Below are 18,074 nucleotides of genomic sequence, written 5' to 3'. Positions count from 1 at the left end.
ATCGCCTCCGGTGCGGCGCCGGCCGGCCGTCGCCCGTACGATCGGCGCTTGTGGCCAGTCCCACCTCCCTGCTGAAACGCCTGCTCGTCGGCCGGCCGTTCAAATCCGATCGCCTCCAGCACACACTGCTGCCGAAGCGGATCGCGCTGCCGGTGTTCGCCTCCGACGCGCTTTCGAGCGTGGCGTACGCGCCGGACGAGATCCTGCTGACGCTCTCGATCGCGGGCGCCGGCGCCTACCTGTACTCGCCGTGGGTGGCGCTGGCCGTCGTGGTGGTCATGCTGACCGTGGTCGCCAGCTACCGCCAGAACGTCCACGCGTACCCGTCGGGCGGCGGCGACTACGAGGTGGCGACCGTCAACCTCGGCCCGAAGGCGGGCGTGGGGGTGGCCAGCGCGCTGCTGGTCGACTACGTGCTCACGGTGGCCGTGTCGACCTCGTCGGGCGTCGCCAACCTCGGCTCGGTCATCCCGTGGGTCGCCGAGCACAAGGTGGGCGTCGCGGTGACCGCGGTGGCGATCCTCACCGCGATGAACCTGCGCGGGCTGCGCGAGTCCGGCACCGCGTTCGCGATCCCGACGTACGGCTTCATGATCGTCATCATCGGCATGCTGCTCACCGGCCTGGTCCGCATCTTCGTGCTCGGCGACGACCTGCGTGCGCCCAGCGCCGGGCTGGTGATCGCCGCCGAGGAGGAGCACCTGACCGGGTTCGCGATGGCGTTCCTGCTGTTACGGACGTTCTCGTCGGGCTGCGCGGCGCTCACCGGCGTGGAGGCGATCTCCAACGGCGTACCCGCGTTTAAGCCGCCGAAGAGCCGCAACGCGGCGACGACGCTGTTGCTGCTCGGGGTTGTCGCGGTGACCATGCTGGTCGGCATCGTCTGGATGTCCCGCCTGACCCACCTGCAGTTCATGGAGGACCCGGCGCAGCAGATCGTGCAAGGCCCGCCCGGGTACGAGCAGAAGACGGTCACCACCCAGATCGGCACGGCGATCTTCGGGGACGGCTCGGTACTGCTCTACGTGGTGGCCGGCGCCACCGCGCTGATCCTCTTCCTGGCGGCGAACACGGCGTTCAACGGCTTCCCGGTGCTCGGCTCGATCCTCGCCCAGGACCGCTACCTGCCCCGCCAGTTGCACACCCGGGGCGACCGGCTGGCGTTCTCCAACGGCATCATCATGCTGGCGCTCTTCGCGATCGTGCTGGTCGTGGCGTTCCAGGCCGAGGTCACCCGGCTCATCCAGCTCTACATCGTGGGTGTGTTCGTGTCGTTCACGCTGTCGCAGATCGGGATGATCCGGCACTGGAACAAGCTGCTGCCCCGCACCCGCGACCCCGACCACCGCCGCCGCATGATCCGTTCGCGGGCCATCAACGCGTTCGGCGCCGTGATGACCGGGGCCGTGCTGATCGTCGTACTGGTGACGAAGTTCCTGCTCGGCGCCTGGATCGCGATCGCCGCGATGGCGGTGATCTACCTGACGATGCTGGCCATCCGCCGGCACTACGACACGGTCGCCCGCGAGCTGGCCCCGGCCGAGGACCGGCCCGTGCTGCCCGCCCGCAACCACGCGGTCGTGCTGGTCAGCAACGTGCACATGCCGACCCTGCGGGCCGTCGCCTACGCCCAGGCCACCCGGCCGGACAGCCTCACCGCGCTCACCGTCAACGTCGACGACAAGGACACCCGCCGCATCCAGCAGGAGTGGGAACGCCGGGAGATCCCGGTGCCGCTCACCGTCGTCGACTCGCCGTACCGGGAGATCACCCGCCCGATCATCGACTTCGTCAAGTCGGTCCGCCGGGACGCACCCCGCGACGTGGTCACGGTCTTCATTCCCGAGTACGTCGTGGGCAAGTGGTGGGAGCACCTCCTGCACAACCAGAGCGCACTGCGGATCAAGGGCCGGTTGCTCTTCGAGCCGGGCGTGATGGTGACCAGCGTGCCCTGGCAGCTCGCCTCCAGCGCCGCCAAGGACCTCGACCGCTACGACCGCGACCTCGCCCGTGGCCCGGCGCGCGGCCCCCGCGAACGATGAACTTTTTTCAACCTGAACGGCGCGAAGGCCGCGGATTCGACGGGCCGCAGGTGGAGGTTGAAAAAGGTTCACTGATCCTTGACCGCATTGAGGTGACGGTGGGTGCGGTGGCCCACGGTGGGCACTGTGTTGCCCGCTACGGTGAGCCGCCCGGCCAGGTGGTCTTCGTCCGGCACGCGCTGCCCGGCGAGCGGGTGATCGCCGAGGTCACCGAGGAGCACCCGGGCTATCTGCGCGCGGACGCGGTCTCGATCCTCGAACCGTCGCCGGACCGCGTCCCGCCGCCGTGCCCCTTCGCGCACGCCGGCGGGTGCGGCGGCTGCGACCTGCAGCACGTCGCGCCGCCCGCGCAACTGGAATGGAAGGCCGCCGTCGTGCGCGAGCAACTCGCCCGGCTCGCCGGCCTGCCCGATTTCCCGGTACGCGTCGAGCCGCTCCCCGGCGGGCCGCTGGGCTGGCGCACCCGCATCCGGTACGCCGTGGACGCCGCCGGCCGGCCCGGGCTGCTCAAGCACCGGTCGCACGAGGTCGTACCGGTCGACCGGTGCCGGATCGCGCACCCGTCCATCCAGTCACTGCCGGTGTTGTCGCAAACCTGGTCCGTCGACGCCGTGGAGGTGGTGGCCCGCGCCGGTGTCGTCGCACCGGGTGTTTCCGTGGTCGAGCGCGCCGTCGGGCGGGAGTGGACCCTGCCGGCGGGCGCGTTCTGGCAGGTGCACCCCTCGGCGGCGGACACCCTGGCCGGCGCGGTCCTCGACCTGCTGGACCCGAGTCCGGGAGAGTCGGCCTGGGACCTGTACGGCGGGGCCGGCCTGTTCGCCGCCGCGCTCGCCACCCGGCTCGGCCCCTCCGCGCCGATCACGCTCGTCGAATCGGCGCCGCCCGCCGTCGCCGCCGCCCGCGCCAACCTGGGCGACCTGACCGGGCTGCGGATCGTACCGGCCAAGGTGGAGGTCGCACTGCGGCGACGGCTACGCGGTCCGGTGGACCTGGTCGTGCTCGACCCGCCGCGTACCGGGGCGAAGGCGGCGGTGTCCCGGGCGGTGATGGCAGCGCGGCCGCGCGCGGTCGCGTACGTGGCGTGCGACCCGGCCGCGTTCGCCCGAGACGTGCGAACCTTCCGCGAGGGCGGCTGGCAATTGGCCGCGCTACGCGCCTACGACCTCTTCCCCATGACCCACCACGTAGAGTGCGTAGCCCTCCTCCTCCCATAGCCCTCCGCTTCTTCCGCGCCTGCCTCTCCGCGCTCGCCTCTCCCCGCGCGCCTCTCGCGCCGGCCTCTTCCCGTCGATCAAGGGCGAACGGTCGTGCTTTGATCTCTGATCCACGACCGTTTGCCCTTGATCGACGCACTTTCCCTTGATCGGCGCCGGGCGCGGGCGGCGGGCGCGCGGGGCCGGGGGCGCGGTGGCGGGGGGTGGCGCGGCGGCGCGGCGCGGTGGCGGGGGCGCAGGTGGCGGGGTGGCGCGGCGGCGCGGCGGCGCGGCGCGGTGCGGGGGGCGCGGGCGGCGGGGCGAGCGGGTGGCGGGCGCGCGGAGAGGCGGGCGCGGGTGGGCGCGGGTGGGCGCGGGTGGCGGGCGCGCGGGGCTGGAGGCGGAGGTGAGGGCGGGAGTGATCCAGGCCGGCTCTCGCGAGGGCCTGGACCGGCCCCAATAGGGCTGCCCTCTTGGGGCTCGCGCGTGATAGCGCACCCACACGGCCGGGCGGCTAAGGATTCTCGGGTGTCGCCGAAGCGACCGGCGCCGATCTAGGACTTATCGTGGGTATCGAGTCCGATTTATACCCACGATAACTCCTAGATCGGCGCCAGCCTGCGGTGATCATGGAGTTGTCGTCGGGGGAAAGCGCTCTCGGGGGCGCTAACTTCATGATCGACGCCGTGGTCGGGGCGGAGGCCGGCGCCGGGGTGGCAACTGGGTCAGGCCACGTGTTTGTGGCCCGGATCGGCGGGGAAGGCGGGCGCGCCGTGGAACGGGCGAGCGGGAGCGGCGCGTACGGAGCGGCGGGCCGTGATGCTGTCGCGTACGCGGATGACGGCTACGACTACCAGGATCAGCGGCAAAAGCGGCAGGCAGAGCAGCAGGATGACGACCATCGCGAGCGCCTGGCCGACGGCTGACCCATCGGGACGGCGCGCTCGATGTCCCGGGGGAGCAGCGGACATGTCACTGAGCGTACAGGACTAATGGTAGGTTCTGTCCGATTTGTCAGTCGGATGGGTGAGGCACGTTTTTGTATCAGCGATGTAGGTCGATCCCCCCATGCTGGGGATTCGTCGCATTCCTGGGGAGGAGATTGGTCTTGTCGCGGCGCACCCGGCGCCGGCCGCGGCGGTGGCGGGCGGCGCGTGGGATCTGATGCTGTACACAGTGGACGGTGATGATGCCAACGTTGTCTGGTCCACCGCAGGTCTGACGCTCGCCGGCGGGCGAGCCGGTCCGGCGAGCGCGGGGACCGGGCAGGTGGGCGGCTACCTGGTCGGGCGCGTGCACGCCACGGCGCAACCGGTCAACCTGGTACGCGCCAACGTTGTCGCAGCCACCCCGGCCGGTATGGCGGTGAGTGTCGAGGTGCGTGCCCTGCTCGGCGCGCAGCGGTGGTCGGAGTGGACGGAGGCGCCGGCGACGCTGCCCGACACGACGGCTGTGCAGGTGCGGGTCGGCCTGTTCGGGGCGGCCGGCGCGACGCCATCGGTGCGCGGCGTCCGGCTGACCGCCGGGCGGGCCGAGTCGGCGGTGGCTCCGCTCGCGCTCGGCAACACCTACCGCGTCTACGCGACGCGCGAAGGGCTCGTCGGCGGCACCACCGCCAACGGCCACGTGATCACCAGCCGGGACCACTTCGTGGCGCTGCCGTCGCGCCGGGGCCTGGCACCGCGCGACACGGGCGACTACACGGTACGGGTGTGCGCCGCGTCCGGCCGCTGCGAGTGGGCGCCGGTCTGGGACGTCGGCCCGTGGAACACCACCGACGACTACTGGAACCCGCCCTCGGTGCGCCCGTCGTGGACGGACCTGCCGCAGGGCAGGCCGGAGGCGCAGGCGGCGTACGAGGTTGGGTACAACGGCGGCAAGGACCAGTTTGGGCGGACGGTGGCCAACCCGGCCGGCATCGACCTGGCCGACGGCACCTTCTGGGACGGGCTGCTGCTGACGACAACGCGTGGGTCACCGTGACGTACCTGTGGACGGGCACGGGTGTACGCGGAACGGTGCGCACGGCGGGCGGGCCGGTGAACGTCCGCAGTGGACCCCGGGTGAGCAACGCGGTGGTGGGGCTGGCCGCCAACTACGCCCGGCCGATCATCGAGTGCCAGGTGCGCGGCGACACGGTCACCGGGACGTACGGCACGACGAACCTCTGGGACCGGCTGGCTCCGGGGTACTTCGTCTCGGACGCCTACATGTACACCGGCTCGGACGGGCAAGTCGCACCGACCTGCTGAGCGAGGCGGCGCCAATCCTGACCGGCCAGTCAGGCTTGGTGCCCCGCTGACCTTGTCGAATCATCCCCAGAGCCTTCACGTCTTCGACACAGAGTCCGGCGCGGCGCGGTGCTGGCCTCGATAGACTCGGCGGTCATGAGCGCTGAGTTTGGTCTTCTGAGCACGATCCGTAGTCCTCAGGACGTCAAGCGGATGTCGGCCGATGAGCTGACGCTGCTCGCTGCGGAGATCCGCGACTTCCTCGTGGCCAAGGTGTCGCGCACCGGCGGCCACCTGGGGCCCAACCTCGGCGTGGTGGAGCTGACGCTGGCCATGCACCGGGTCTTCGACTCGCCCATGGATCGCTTCCTGTTCGATACCGGACATCAGGCATATGTCCACAAAATGCTGACGGGGCGGCAGGCCGGCTTCGACCAGCTCCGCCAGCGCGGCGGCCTCTCCGGCTATCCCAACCAGGCCGAGAGCGACCACGACATCATCGAGAACTCACACGCCTCGACCGCGCTGTCGTACGCGGATGGGCTGGCCAAGGCGTACGCGCTGCGGGGTGAGGCGCGGCAGGTCGTCGCCGTCGTCGGCGACGGCGCCCTGACCGGCGGCATGTGCTGGGAAGCGCTCAACAACATCGCCGCGGCGCGCAATCCGCTAGTCATCGTTGTCAACGACAACGGCCGCTCGTACGCGCCGACCATCGGTGGCCTCGCCGACCACCTGTCCCGGCTGCGGCTCAACCCCGGCTACGAAAGGGTCCTCGACGTGGTCAAGGACACACTCGGCGCGACGCCGGTGGTCGGCCGCCCGATGTACGAGGTTTTGCACGCGGTCAAGACCGGCATCAAGGACGCGGTCGCGCCGCAGGCCATGTTCGAGGACCTCGGCATCAAGTACGTCGGCCCGATCGACGGCCACGACGTGGCCGCCGTCGAGTCGGCCTTCCGCCGTGCGAAGGGTTTCGGGGGCCCGGTCATCGTCCACGCGGTCACTCGCAAGGGGTACGGCTACCGCCCGGCCGAAGAGGACGAGGCCGACTGCCTGCACGGTCCCAGCGCGTTCGACGTGGAGACCGGCAAGCTGCTCGCCGCGCCCTCGGTGAAGTGGACGCACGTCTTCGCCGACGAACTGGTGGCGATCGCCGACGAGCGGCTTGACATCGTCGGCATCACCGCCGCGATGGCCGAGCCGACCGGCATCGCCACGCTGGCCCGCAAGTACCCCGAGCGGGTGTACGACGTGGGCATCGCCGAGCAGCACGCCGCCACCTCGGCGGCCGGCCTGGCGCTCGGCGGCCTGCACCCGGTGGTGGCCGTGTACGCGACATTCCTGAACCGGGCCTTCGACCAGGTCCTGCTCGACGTGGCCATGCACAAGCTGCCCGTCACCTTCGTGCTCGACCGCGCCGGCATCACCGGCCCCGACGGGCCCAGCCACTACGGCATCTGGGACATGTCGGTCTTCGGGGTGGTGCCCGGCCTGCGCATCGCCGCGCCGCGCGACGCCGCCACCCTGCGCGAGGAGCTGCGCGAGGCGGTCGCGGTCGACGACGGCCCGACCGTGCTGCGCTTCCCGACCGGCTCGGTGGCTGTTGACCTCCCCGCGGTCCGGCGCGTGGGCACCGTCGACGTGCTGGTGGAGTCGCCCCGCAAGGACGTGCTGCTGGTCGCGGTCGGCGCGTTCGGCCAGCTCGGCGTCGACGTGGCCACCCGGGTCGCCGAGCACGGGTACGGCGTGACCGTCGTCGACCCGCGCTGGGTGCGCCCGGTGCCGGCGGAACTGGTGACCCTCGCGCGCGACCACCGGCTCGTCGTGACAGTGGAAGACGGCGTACGCACCGGCGGCGTCGGCGACGCGGTGGCCAAGGCGCTACGCGACGCCGACGTGGACGTACCGCTGCGCGACATCGGCGTACCGCAGGACTGGCACCCGCACGGCAGCCGCGCCCAGATCCTGGCCGACCTGGGCCTGACCGCCCAGGACGTGGCCCGCGAGGTCACCGGTTGGCTCTCTCGCCTGGAAGAGCCCGCCACCCACCCCGACCTAGCCACCCGCGCCTAACCCCTTCCCTCGCCGCTCCCACCTCTCGGCGTCGCGCCGTCGGCGGTTTTGGCGTCGATCAAGGGCGTATGGTCGTGCTTTGATCTCCGATCCACGACCGTTTGCCCTTGATCGACGCGAAAGTCCTTGATCGACGGACGGCCAGCGGTGGGGAGCGGACGACCGGCGGGTGCGGGCGCCACACGGGCGACTGCGCCCTACTCAGGGGTAGCGGGGTCGGGTCGGTCGCGGCGCACGCGTTACGGGCGGGCCTGCTGCGGGATAGGCACACCGGCGTCCCGCTGCCACGTCTGTACGTACGTGGCGGCGCTGATCCGCTCGACGTCGTCGAGTTGGAGTACGTCGGTGACCAGGTCGACGAGCTGGGTGCTGTCGCCCCGTCCGTCCACGGGTGCGTGCCGGTCGAGCGCGGCGTGGACACGGCTGCGCAGCGACCGGTCCCGCCGGGCGGTACGGGACACCGGCTCCGGCTCTTCGTCGGCCAGCGGGGTGGACGGCGCCGGAGCGGGCGGCTCGGGCGTTCGGGGGCGCCGCCGGGGTGAGCTGGGTCCCTGGCTGCGGCCGGGTGCCTGCAACTCTTCCAGTTCGCGCCGTACCGCGGCGAGCACCCGGAACTGGTCGGTCGTCTCGGTCAGCGCCGCCGACGGGGGCTCAACCTGCTCGGATGCGGAGGTGTCGGCAGGCGACGGCGCGGGCTCAGAAGTCGCCAACGACGACGGGGACGGGGCGAGCCGAGCGGGTGCCAGGTCGGCGGCGATCAGTGCGGTCAGTCCGTCGTAGTCCGCCTGGCTCGCCAGCCGTCCGGCGATCTCCTCTAGGTCGTACACGGCAAGGGCGATGTCGGCGGTCGTCGGGTCCACGGCCGCGCGGATCTTGCGGTGCAGCACCTTGGCGATGGCGCGGCGGCGCCGGTTGCGCCTGATCTCGTCCTGCGCGGCCGCGATCGAGCCGTACAGGCCCAGGTCGGGGTTGGCCTTGGCGAGCGACTTCGCGCGGTTGGTCAGCCACGGGTGGCGCAGCCAGTGGCCGACGACCTCGTACGCCGGCGTGGTGGGCGGCAGGTCGCCGGTGGCGCGTAGCCGGTCGCGGCGCTGGTTTTCCGTGTGCGTCAGCCACACCAGGTAGCCGAGCGCGGACATTCCGGCGAAGAAGCCGCCGAGCAGGTGGTCGTCGTGCGCCAGCCAGTTGAAGGCGACCGCGCCCACCGCGATCGCCGCCGACAGCAGCCGGGAGCCGATGGCCCGCTCGCCGAGCCGGCGGCGCACGTCGGCGTTGGCCAGCACGACGATGCCGCCCAACTCCAGCGCGGCGACCGCCGGAATCGCGGCGGCCAGCGGGATGCCCAGCGCCTCCACCGCGCCGGACACCTGGCCGGCGAGTGCCACGAGCAGGACGACCACGTAGAAGCCCTGCCGCATCACCGAGGCACGGCGCACCGCCCGCTCCAGCGCCGCGTCGAGGGTCGCCACCGTGGGACTCCGCCCGTTCACGCTCGTCTGGCCGTACGCCACCGCGTCTCCCCTCGCCGTCTGCCAGCCACGGACGTTACCCATCCACGGATCGGCCTTGGTTACGGGACACGATCAGGATGTGCCAACATCCAACCCGCCCAGCCCGACCTCGATCAAGGACTTTTGCGTCGATCAAGGGCAAACGGTCGCGGATTAGAGATCAAACCACGGCCGTATGCCCTTGATCGACGCGCAGAGGGGGGCGCGCGCAGCGCGCCGGGCCCGCGGAGAAGGGCGCGCGGAGGGGGGCGCGCGGAGCGCGCCGGGGCCGCGGAGAAGGGCGCGCGGAGCGCGCCGCGGGCCGCGCGGGGAGGGCCGCGATGCGCGCGGGAGGGGGAGTGGGGGAGGGCGTGGCACGCTTTATTGCGTGGTTATCGATCTCGGGTACGAGCGGGAGGCGCCGGCTACGCGACTGCGCGACTGGTGGCGGCCGTCCCGGGTGTTGCGCCCGTTGACGTACGCCGTCTGCGCCGGCCTGCTGCTCGCCGTTGCCGCGTCGGCGCCCGCTCCGGGACCGGTCCTCGTGCCCACGGCCAGTTACGCGCTGGAGCCGCGTACCGACTTTGTCGTGCTCGGTGACCGGCTGTACGTGTCGGCGGCCACGACGGAGAGCACCGGCCAGCCGGCGGAGCATCGGTGGTTGCTGTCGGCGTACGAGCTGCCCAGTGGGCGTCCACTGTGGACGGCGCCGTACGAGTCGAGCGTCGAGCAGGTGGTCGACCTCCAGGCGGCGGACGGTCTCGTGCTGATCACCGGGTTGGTGGCCGGCGAGGGCATCTCGACGCCCACCACCGCGATGGACGCCGAGACCGGGCGGGTGCTGTGGTCCCTGCCGGTACGGGTGGTCGTGGCGGACGGGCGTACCGGGCTGGTGGGCGGCTGGTCGCCCCGGCTGCCGGCGCCGGCCGGTTCGACGGTGCGGGCGGTCGACCTGCGTACCGGGCAGGAGCTGTGGGAAGCCGCGTACCCGGTGTCGGCGACGATCCGGCCGGTCGGCGACGGGCGGGCCATGGTGCTGACCGGCGACGGCCGGGTCGAGTTGCGCGACGCCCACAGTGGCGCGCTGCGGGCGTCCCGGGTGGTGCCGCCGCCGGGAGCCGGGCCGAGCTTCGCCGTGACGGCCGGCGACACGGTCGTGCTGGGGTACCAGGACACGTCCGGTTCGGTGGGCATCGCCGCCTATGACCGGAACACGCTCGAACCCCGCTGGACCCGGGCCGTCGCCGAGGAGGAGGGGCGCCGGATCAGCGCCTGTGGCCGGTGGATCTGTACCGGCACGTCCGGCGGCATCGAGGCCATCGACCCGGCGACCGGCGCCCTCGGCTGGGCGGTGGCGGGCGCCGACGCGGTCTTCGAAGCGGGCGGGGTGCTGGTGGCGTCGGCGCCGGGCGCCGGGTTGGCCGCCGTCGAGCCGGACAGCGGGCGCACCCTCTTCGACCTGGCCGGCTGGGAGACGTCGGTGGCGGTGAGCGAGGGCACCGGGCTGGTCGCGGTGGCCCGGGGCAGGGGCGAGCAGACCTGGCTGTCGATCGCCGCACCACACACCGAGGCCCCCGGATGCTGGGCGTCCTGCCGTACCGTGTGTGGGACTGCGTGCCCGGCACGGAGAGCGTGGTGTGCCGCGCGCCGACAGACCAGTTGCGCATCTGGACGTACCACTAAGAAGCGGAACCGGCGGGTGGAGCGGGGGATCGCATCCGTATGGTGATCGACCTGGGGGAGGCGCGGGACGCGCCGGTCGTCGATCCGCCGCGCTGGTCGCGGCGGCGGCGCCGCACGGCCGCCGCCGTGGTCGCGGTGATCGCGCTCCTCGCCGCCGTGGGTGCCGCTTCGCCGGTACGCGGTGGGCTGGTCGACGTCACGATCCCGGTGCCCACCGGTACGGGCTTCACCGTGGACGGCGACGCGCTCTTCCTGACGACGCCGGACGCCGCCGTGGTGGACCCCGGCGAGCGGACGATCGCGATGTACCGGCTGCCCGAGGCCCGGCTCGCCTGGAAGGTGTCGCTGAACCCGGGCGGACCGCTGCGCTGGATGTCCGTTGTGGACGGAATGCTCCTCGTGCTGATGGAGACCGCGGCGATCGAGACCGTCGCCATCCGGACGGACACCGGCCAGGTGCTGTGGCGGCGCCCGGGGTGGTTCGAGCCGCGCGCCGCGGGGACGGTGCTGATGGGGGACTACCGCCCCGGAGAGAGGGCGAATCGGATCGAGAGCGTCGCGGTGCGGGACGGCGCGCCGCGGTGGTCGCTGACGATCCCGGCGGACGACACGGTGACGTCCACCCGTGGCCGGCTCGTGCGGTGGGCCACGTCCGGCCAGGCGTGGGTGTACGACGACAACACCGGGACCGAGCTGGCCTCGGCCAAGCTGCCGGCCGCCGATCCCCAGTCGGCCGTGCAGGTGGTCGGCGACGTGCTGCTGATCGCCGGATGGGATGGTGAGCGGCCGATCGTCACGGCGTACGACCTGGACCGGCTCGAACGCCGGTGGCAGGCGGACGTCAACCTGGAGCTGGAGTTCGTCAGCGGCGAGTGCGGCCAGGGAAACCTGTGCGTGAGCCGGTCGCCGAACGGGGTCCGGGTGCTCGACGCCGCCACCGGCCGGACCCGGTGGGGGGTGGACGGCTGGGGCTCCATGGAGCCGCTCGGGCCGTACCTGATCGCGTACGGTCTGGAGGATCCGCCGCGGGTGGGGGTGCTCGACCCGGCGAACGGTCATGAGGTGGCCGATTTCGGGCAGTGGCAGACGCCGCGGTTGGCCGGCCCGCGGGTGCTGGGCGTGCGCCCCGAGCCCAGCACCAACCGGGCCTGGGTCGGGTGGCTCGACGCGGACGCGCGCCGGACCGTGGTCCTGGGCGTGGCCACCGACGTCTTCGGCTGCGCTGTCGCGCCGAGCGCGGTGGTCTGCCGGCGCGGCGACGGATCTGTCGGAGTGTGGGCTCCGCGGCGCAAACTGTAACCGTGGCAGTGATCGGCGTCATCGATCTTGGCGAGGTGGGGCACGGTTCGCCGCCCGTCGAGCCGGAGCCGGCGCGGCCCCGGTTCGGCTGGGCGCTGGCCGGCCTGGCGGCGCTCGCCGTGCTCCTGGGGCCGGCCACCCCACTGCCGGTGCCGCTGACCGAGGCCACCATCCCGGCCCGGCTCGGCGACACCTCGTTCGCGGTGGGCGACCGGTTTTACGTCGTCACGAACGACCGCGCCGTGCCCGCCGACACGCGGACCATCTCGGCGTACGGGCTGCCGGACGCGCGCCTGCTGTGGGAGGCGCCGCTGCCGCTGAAGGGGGCGTTGCGGGGCGTCGGTTTGGCGTCCGGGCAGATGCTGATCAGCACCCAGCCGGAGCTGCTGGAGCAGGTGGAGAGCGTGTCGATCCGGGAGGACACCGGCACCGTGTCGTGGCGCCGCCGGGCGCTCTTCGAGGGCGTCACGCCGCGCGGGCACGTGCTGCTCTGGACGTCGCCGGACGGCGCCCCCACCGCCGGTACGGGCACCGAGGTGCTGGAGGCCGTCGACCCGGTGACCGGGGTGGTGCGCTGGTCGTACCGGGTGCCGACCGGGGCCTGGCTCTCCTACCGGTACGTGGACGACGCGCCCACCCACGTGGTGACGCTGCTGCCGTCCGGGCTCGTCGAGGTGCGCGACGCCGAGGACGGGCGGGTGCTGGTGAGCGCCGACCTGCTGCCCGCGCGCCTGCCGAACGAGCCGGCCAGCTACGTGCAGTTCGCCGGCGACCTGATGCTGGTGCGCGAGGGCGGGCCGGTGGTGTCGGCGTACGGGCTGACCCGGCTGGAGCTGCGCTGGAGGTCCCCGATCGACCTGGCCACCGAGTACATCTCGCCGAACTGCGGCGAAACGGTGTGCGTGGTCTCCCACATCGGCGGGGTGCGGGTGCTCGACCCGGCCACCGGCCGGATCCTGTGGTCCGACCCGGACTGGTCGTTCGTCGTGCGGGCCGGCGCTTACCTGATCTCCGGGGCGCGCGGCCGGGAGTCCGAGGTGCCGCTGGTCGTCCTCGACCCGGCCACCGGCGCCCAGGTGGGCGAGCTGGGCATCTGGAGCGTGATCGGCCCGCCGGACAGCGCCGGGCAGTTGATCGGCATGCGCTCCGATCTGGCCACGGCGCGGGCCTGGTTCGCCCGGCTCGATCCGGCCACCGGCGCGGCCCGCGTCTTCGGCGTGGTCGGCGACGTCACCGGCGACTGCGAGGTGTGGGCGGACGCCGTACTCTGCCGGCGACTCAACGCGACGGTCGGCGTGTGGCGTCCGATCATGGGGGCGTGACCGGTCGGGTTACGTTGGCTCACATGGGCTTAACGCCCCCTGACGGAGGCTGTCCTGGCACAACGAACGGAGGTGGCTGCCGTGCGGGTCCTGGTGGTCGAGGACGAGCGCAATCTGGCCGACGCGATCGCGCGCGGCCTGCGCCGGCAGGGCATGGCCGTGGATCTGGCGTACGACGGGTCCACCGGCCACGAGATGGCGTTCGTGACCCGGTACGACGTTGTCGTACTCGATCGTGACCTGCCCGGGATCCACGGCGATCAGATCTGCGCGGACCTGGTGTCGTCGGGCGCCTTGACCCGGGTCTTGATGCTGACCGCGAGCGGCACCGTCGCCGACCGCGTGGAGGGGCTCCAACTGGGCGCGGACGACTACCTGCCGAAGCCGTTCGCGTTCGACGAGCTGGTGGCCCGGGTGCAGGCGCTGGGCCGGCGGGCCACGCCAGCGGCGCCGCCGGTGCTGGCGGTCGCCGACCTGGTGCTCGACCCGGCCAAGCGGGTCGTCACCCGGGCCGGCGCGGCCGTCGACCTGACCCGCAAGGAGTTCGGCGTGCTGGAGGAGCTGCTCAAGGCCCGCGGCGCTGTGGTCTCCAGCGAGGAGCTGCTGGAACGGGTCTGGGACGCGAACACGGACCCGTTCACCACGACCGTGCGGGTGACGGTCATGACGCTGCGGAAGAAGATCGGCGACCCGCCGTTGATCGAGACGGTCGTCGGCGCCGGCTACCGGGTGACGGCATGACGGTGTACTCGGGCCGGCCCGGCCGGCATCGGCTGCGGCCGACGCTGCGGCTGCGGCTGACCGTGCTCAACGGCGTGCTGCTGGTCGGTGCCGGCGCGATCCTGGTGGTGCTGGCCTGGTTGCTCGTCGGCGACGCGCTGCACCCCGCCGACGAGCTCAGCGCGGGCACCACGGTGACCCTCGCGAACGGGCAGGAACTGGACGCCCGGGACTGGCAGGACCAGGTGGTCGACGCGGCCTCGCGGGAGCTGCTGGCCAAGGGCCTGGTCGCGCTGCTGGCGATCAGCGTGGTCGGGGTGGCCGGGGCGTACGCGGTGGCCGGCCGCGCGCTGCGCCCGCTGCACCAGGTGACGTCGACCGCGCAGCGGCTCGGCGGGGAGACCCTCGACCAGCGCATCCGCTACTCCGGCGCGGACGACGAGGTGGCCGAGCTGGCGGGCACGTTCGATGCGATGCTGGACCGGCTGGGCGAGGCGTTCGAGGCGCAGAAGCGGTTCGTGGCCAACGCCTCGCACGAGCTGCGTACGCCGCTGGCCGTCATGCGTACCGAGATCGACGTGACGCTGGCCGACGACGAGGCCGACGTGGCCGAGTACCGCCGGATGGCCACGGTCGTCCGGGACGCCTCGGAGCGCGCCAACGGCCTGGTCGACGCGCTGCTGGTGCTGGCGCGCAGCGAGGCCCAGTCCGGGCGGCGGCTGGCCCGCAAGGTGCCCGCCGACCTCGCCACCGCGGCCACGAACGCGCTCTCCGCGGTGCGCGGCGAGGCCGACCGGCTGAAGCTGACCGTGACCACCTCGCTGGAGCCGGCGCCCGTCGTGGGCGACCCCAGCCTGCTCGACCGGCTCGCCGGCAACCTGATCGAGAACGCGATCCGCTACAACCACCTGCACGGCAAGGTGTGGGCGCGTACCGGCTCGGACGCGGCCGCGGCGTGGCTGGTCGTGGGCAACACCGGCTTCGAGGTCGACCAGGTCGACGTGCCCGGGCTCTTCGAGCCCTTCCGGCGCGGCGGTCGCGAACGCACCGGCGCGCGGGGCTCGGGCTTGGGGCTGTCCATCGTACGGGCGGTGTGCGACGCCCACGGCGGGACGGTGACCGCCGCGGCCCAGGAGGGCGGCGGGCTGGAGGTCACGGTCACGCTCCCGGCGGCGGACACCACCCCGGTGGTCGCGGCTAAGGCGGCGGTACCACAGGCGTCGTAGTCGGCCCGGCGGCGTACAGGTCGGCCAGCACCGCGCGCAGGTTGCCGTGCGCGGTCTCGCAGAACACCACCTCGGCGCAGCGGGTGAGGTACAGGCCGTCGCCGCCCCGGCGCAGCGCCAGCCGGCCCGCGGCGTTCGGCGGGCTGAGCAGGCGGCGGACGTTGGCGGCGGTGGCCATGGCCGGGTCGACCCCGCCGAGCAGCAGGTCGATCGACAGCACCGGAACGCTCCGGCCGGCGTCCAGCCGGACGAGCAGCGGCCCGGACGCGACGTGCGCGATGCCGGGCCCCCACTGGTACCGGTCGACCGGCACGTCGAGCGCCTCCAGCGAGGCCACGACGCGCTGGAAGTCGCGCTCCTTGGTCGGGTCCAGCAACGGGTCGCCGGTGTCCCGCCGTACCGGTGGCAGGGCTGCCGGCGGTCCGTCCCGCGCGGGGCGCCCGCCGAGGGCCGGTGCCGCCATGGCGCGGGCCACGGTGGTCTTGACCGCGTGATCGAGGTCCACCAGGTGCAGCGGCTCCGCCGGTACGACGGTGGTGGCCACCAGGTTCCACCCCGCGACGGCCGGCACGAGGCGCAGCAGCGCGCCACCCGCGCCCGCGAGCGCCGGGGCCTGCGCGTCGGTGAGCTCCTCCGGCCGTACGTCGTGCGCCACCGGCACGACGACCGCCACCGCCTTGCGGCGCGGGCTCAACCGCACCGGAAACCCGGCGACGCTGGTCCGGTAGGGAGGATTGGGGCCGGCCCCCAGACGAGGCCGGCCCAGCTCAGGTAGCGCTCGATCCGGGCGTGCAGCTCGGCCTCGGTGGCGCCGGGCAGGGTGCGCAGGGCAGGAGGGAGCGCGGCGCCGGCCGTGGCGGGCTGGATCCCGTCACGAGCGGGAGGCCGACGCGCGCTCATGCGGCGAACGTAGCGGCGGTGGCTGCCGTACGGTCGGGATGTTGCTTGTGAGTCCCGGCCGCGCAATCCGCCTCCGCTGAGGTGCTCAGGTCTCGACGCCCGCCGGCGCCAGGTCCGGGTGGCGGCACCACCAGCGCGCGACCGACCGCATCGTGGCGGGCAGCGACGGGTCTGCGGCCACGTCGCGCAGCATCCCGTGGTTCTGCGTGCTGCCGGCGGCGTACACGAGGTGGTCCAAAACCGCGGCCACGCCCGGCGACGGCATGCGGTGCCAGGCCGCCCGGTGGTGTGCCAGCGCGCGCCGCCAGAACGCGTCCGCGCTGCGGCCCGGCATGTGCGTCAGCGCCCGGGCGGCGCTCACCCGTACGCTCGCCGGCAGCCCGGGGGAGACGAGCAGCCGCTCGCCGAGCGGGCGCTCGGCGGGGCTGCCCAGGATCGTCAGCGCCTCCAGGTGCACCGGGGCGGTTACCTCGTCGCGCATCACCTCCGGCCGGCGCAACTCGGCGGCGAGCTGCCGGCCGAGCGGTCGCCCGTACGGGCTGAGCGCCAGCCACTGGGCGGCGAAGAACCGCCGGCTCACGTCCGGCTGGTGCAGCAGGTCTTCCACCAGCGCGCCCAGGACCGGGTCGCCGTCCGGCACGGTCGCCGCCGCCCGGCTCGCGTGCAGCCGCCCGGTACGCGACACCGCCGCGACCGAGCGGTGGGCGTCCGCGGCCCGGCGCAGCTGCTCCCGCGCGGCCCGGTGCGGGTGGGGCACGATCCGCAGCAGCTCGGCCGCCATCACCCGCAGCGTGCCGTGCAACTGCGGCAGCGTCACCAGCTCGGTGGCGTGCGTGACCAGCGTGTCCAGGTGCCGCCCGCGGAAGTGGCCGAGCTTGAGCTTCTGCAGGCTCACCACGGCGGCCCGGTGCTGCGCCTCGCCGCCGCTGGCCGCCTGGAACTGGCGCAGCACGAGCCCGCTGGCGCTCTCCTCCCGGACGCCGTCGAGGGTGAGCAGGATGTCGCCGCAACCGGGGTTGGTCGGGTCGGCCAGCAGCCCGGCGCAGGTCGCGATCGCGATCCGCCCGCCGCTCGGGTGGCCGAGCAGCCGGAAGAGCGCCTCCTGACGGCGCAGCCAGGCGTGGCCCTCGCTGACGTACAGCTCGGTGGCGAGGCGCCCGGTGAGCTGCTCCCAGTCCCGGTCGCGCAGGCACGGGTACCGCCAGCCGGACAGCAGCGCGGTCAGGTCGTCCCAGTCGCGGCTGTGCATCGGCGCGGGCGAGTCGGCGCGCTCCACGAGGTCGAGCAGCCGCCGCTGGCGTACCGCCTCGTCGGGCACCGCCGGACGGCCGAGCGGTGGCGCGCCGATGACGCCCTGCTCGAAGCGGACGGTGCTGTCGACGAGCGTGACCAGGCTGCGCCGGCCCAGACCCAGCAGCCGCTCGTAGCCGCGCAGCACGCGATAGGTGACCGGCGTCTGCCCGGTCTCCCAGCGCGTGACCTGGCTGGGGTTGATGCCGCCCGCGACCTCACCCTCGATCCCGCTGGGGAACGCCGCGGCGAACCGGCGCCCGTTGCGCAGCACGGGATCCTGCGCATGCCGTCGCAGCGAGCGCAGCAACCAGGCGATCCGGAACCGTGTGGACACTAAGGACACCGTATCCGTGTCGCCTTCCGCCCCCTTCCCCGGTTCGGAAAAGTCCTGGAGATTTGAGGTTAGGTTCAGGATCAGATTCTGAGCTACCGCGATGTCCGTCGTGGTCCGTGCCGTCGCTCCCGCGGCCTCACCCTGCGCGGTCCACAACCGACCCGGCAGGTGGTGCCGGTGGGTTCGCGGCGGCGTACGACGTGGGGTTCGGTCCCGAAGCGCTTTGCTCTGCTTCTCTGCAGGAAACACTTGAGCGGACCGCTATGCG

Annotated in this window: 15 protein-coding genes; 11 read left to right on the top strand and 4 right to left on the bottom strand. The window is 73.1% G+C overall.

All coding sequences use genetic code 11. The features are described from left to right. The first annotated feature begins 50 nt into the window (after window positions 1–50). The 6 genes from Prum_RS11380 to dxs all read left to right on the top strand — a co-directional run bounded on the left by Prum_RS11380 (window position 51) and on the right by dxs (window position 7,539). On the top strand, window positions 51–2,042 hold the full coding sequence (locus Prum_RS11380; RefSeq protein WP_173076288.1) for an APC family permease: 1,992 nt from the start codon (window positions 51–53) through the stop codon (window positions 2,040–2,042). Then, window positions 2,039–3,256, top strand: a complete 1,218-nt coding sequence (locus tag Prum_RS11375) for a class I SAM-dependent RNA methyltransferase (protein ID WP_173076286.1) — start codon at window positions 2,039–2,041, stop codon at window positions 3,254–3,256. The genes Prum_RS11380 and Prum_RS11375 overlap by 4 nt, the downstream gene beginning before the upstream one ends. A gap of 653 nt (window positions 3,257–3,909) precedes the next feature. Beyond that, the gene (locus Prum_RS11370) at window positions 3,910–4,161 is read left to right on the top strand and encodes a hypothetical protein (protein WP_173076284.1); all 252 of its coding nucleotides are present in this window, start codon (window positions 3,910–3,912) and stop codon (window positions 4,159–4,161) included. 142 nt (window positions 4,162–4,303) lie between these two features. Continuing rightward, window positions 4,304–5,218, top strand: coding sequence for a DUF8814 domain-containing protein (locus tag Prum_RS48795; protein ID WP_178132646.1), 915 nt, complete (start codon window positions 4,304–4,306; stop codon window positions 5,216–5,218). Then, window positions 5,215–5,487, top strand: coding sequence for a hypothetical protein (locus tag Prum_RS48790; RefSeq protein ID WP_178132645.1), 273 nt, complete (start codon window positions 5,215–5,217; stop codon window positions 5,485–5,487). The genes Prum_RS48795 and Prum_RS48790 overlap by 4 nt, the downstream gene beginning before the upstream one ends. Before the next feature lie 135 nt (window positions 5,488–5,622). Further along, window positions 5,623–7,539: a 1-deoxy-D-xylulose-5-phosphate synthase gene (gene dxs / locus Prum_RS11360; protein ID WP_173076282.1), complete on the top strand. Its 1,917-nt coding sequence runs from the start codon at window positions 5,623–5,625 to the stop codon at window positions 7,537–7,539. Between the two features lie 239 nt (window positions 7,540–7,778). On the opposite strand, the gene Prum_RS11355 is transcribed toward dxs, so the two are convergent. After that, window positions 7,779–9,092 (bottom strand): hypothetical protein, encoded by a 1,314-nt coding sequence (locus Prum_RS11355; RefSeq protein WP_173076280.1) that lies wholly within the window; start codon window positions 9,090–9,092, stop codon window positions 7,779–7,781. Window positions 9,093–9,417: 325 nt separating this feature from the next. On the opposite strand from Prum_RS11355, the gene Prum_RS11350 reads away from it, so the two are divergent. The 5 genes from Prum_RS11350 (at window position 9,418) to Prum_RS11330 (ending at window position 15,279) form a co-directional block, all read left to right on the top strand. Further along, a complete protein-coding gene (locus tag Prum_RS11350) occupies window positions 9,418–10,758 on the top strand; it encodes an outer membrane protein assembly factor BamB family protein (protein ID WP_173076278.1) in 1,341 nt (446 codons plus the stop codon). After that, window positions 10,752–12,011 (top strand): outer membrane protein assembly factor BamB family protein, encoded by a 1,260-nt coding sequence (locus tag Prum_RS11345; RefSeq protein WP_218577205.1) that lies wholly within the window; start codon window positions 10,752–10,754, stop codon window positions 12,009–12,011. The genes Prum_RS11350 and Prum_RS11345 overlap by 7 nt, the downstream gene beginning before the upstream one ends. Window positions 12,012–12,013: 2 nt before the next feature. Then, window positions 12,014–13,333, top strand: a complete 1,320-nt coding sequence (locus Prum_RS11340; RefSeq protein ID WP_173076274.1) for an outer membrane protein assembly factor BamB family protein — start codon at window positions 12,014–12,016, stop codon at window positions 13,331–13,333. An 81-nt stretch (window positions 13,334–13,414) separates the two neighbouring features. Next, window positions 13,415–14,074, top strand: coding sequence for a response regulator transcription factor (locus Prum_RS11335; protein WP_173076272.1), 660 nt, complete (start codon window positions 13,415–13,417; stop codon window positions 14,072–14,074). After that, the gene (locus Prum_RS11330) at window positions 14,071–15,279 is read left to right on the top strand and encodes a sensor histidine kinase (RefSeq protein WP_173076270.1); all 1,209 of its coding nucleotides are present in this window, start codon (window positions 14,071–14,073) and stop codon (window positions 15,277–15,279) included. Before Prum_RS11335 ends, Prum_RS11330 begins: the two co-directional genes overlap by 4 nt. Here the strand turns inward: Prum_RS11330 and Prum_RS11325 are convergent. The 3 genes from Prum_RS11325 to Prum_RS11315 form a co-directional block, all read right to left on the bottom strand. After that, window positions 15,251–15,979, bottom strand: a complete 729-nt coding sequence (locus Prum_RS11325) for a hypothetical protein (protein ID WP_173076268.1) — start codon at window positions 15,977–15,979, stop codon at window positions 15,251–15,253. The two genes, Prum_RS11330 and Prum_RS11325, sit on opposite strands and share 29 nt — an antisense overlap. Next, the gene (locus tag Prum_RS11320) at window positions 15,970–16,179 is read right to left on the bottom strand and encodes a hypothetical protein (protein WP_173076267.1); all 210 of its coding nucleotides are present in this window, start codon (window positions 16,177–16,179) and stop codon (window positions 15,970–15,972) included. Before Prum_RS11320 ends, Prum_RS11325 begins: the two co-directional genes overlap by 10 nt. A gap of 85 nt (window positions 16,180–16,264) precedes the next feature. Then, entirely contained in the window at window positions 16,265–17,806 is a 1,542-nt protein-coding gene (locus tag Prum_RS11315) for a hypothetical protein (protein ID WP_173076265.1), read from the bottom strand. Between the last annotated feature and the right edge of the window lie 268 nt (window positions 17,807–18,074).

The organism is Phytohabitans rumicis (genome assembly GCF_011764445.1).
Lineage (GTDB): Bacteria > Actinomycetota > Actinomycetes > Mycobacteriales > Micromonosporaceae > Phytohabitans > Phytohabitans rumicis.
This window is presented reverse-complemented; position numbering and strand designations above follow the sequence as displayed.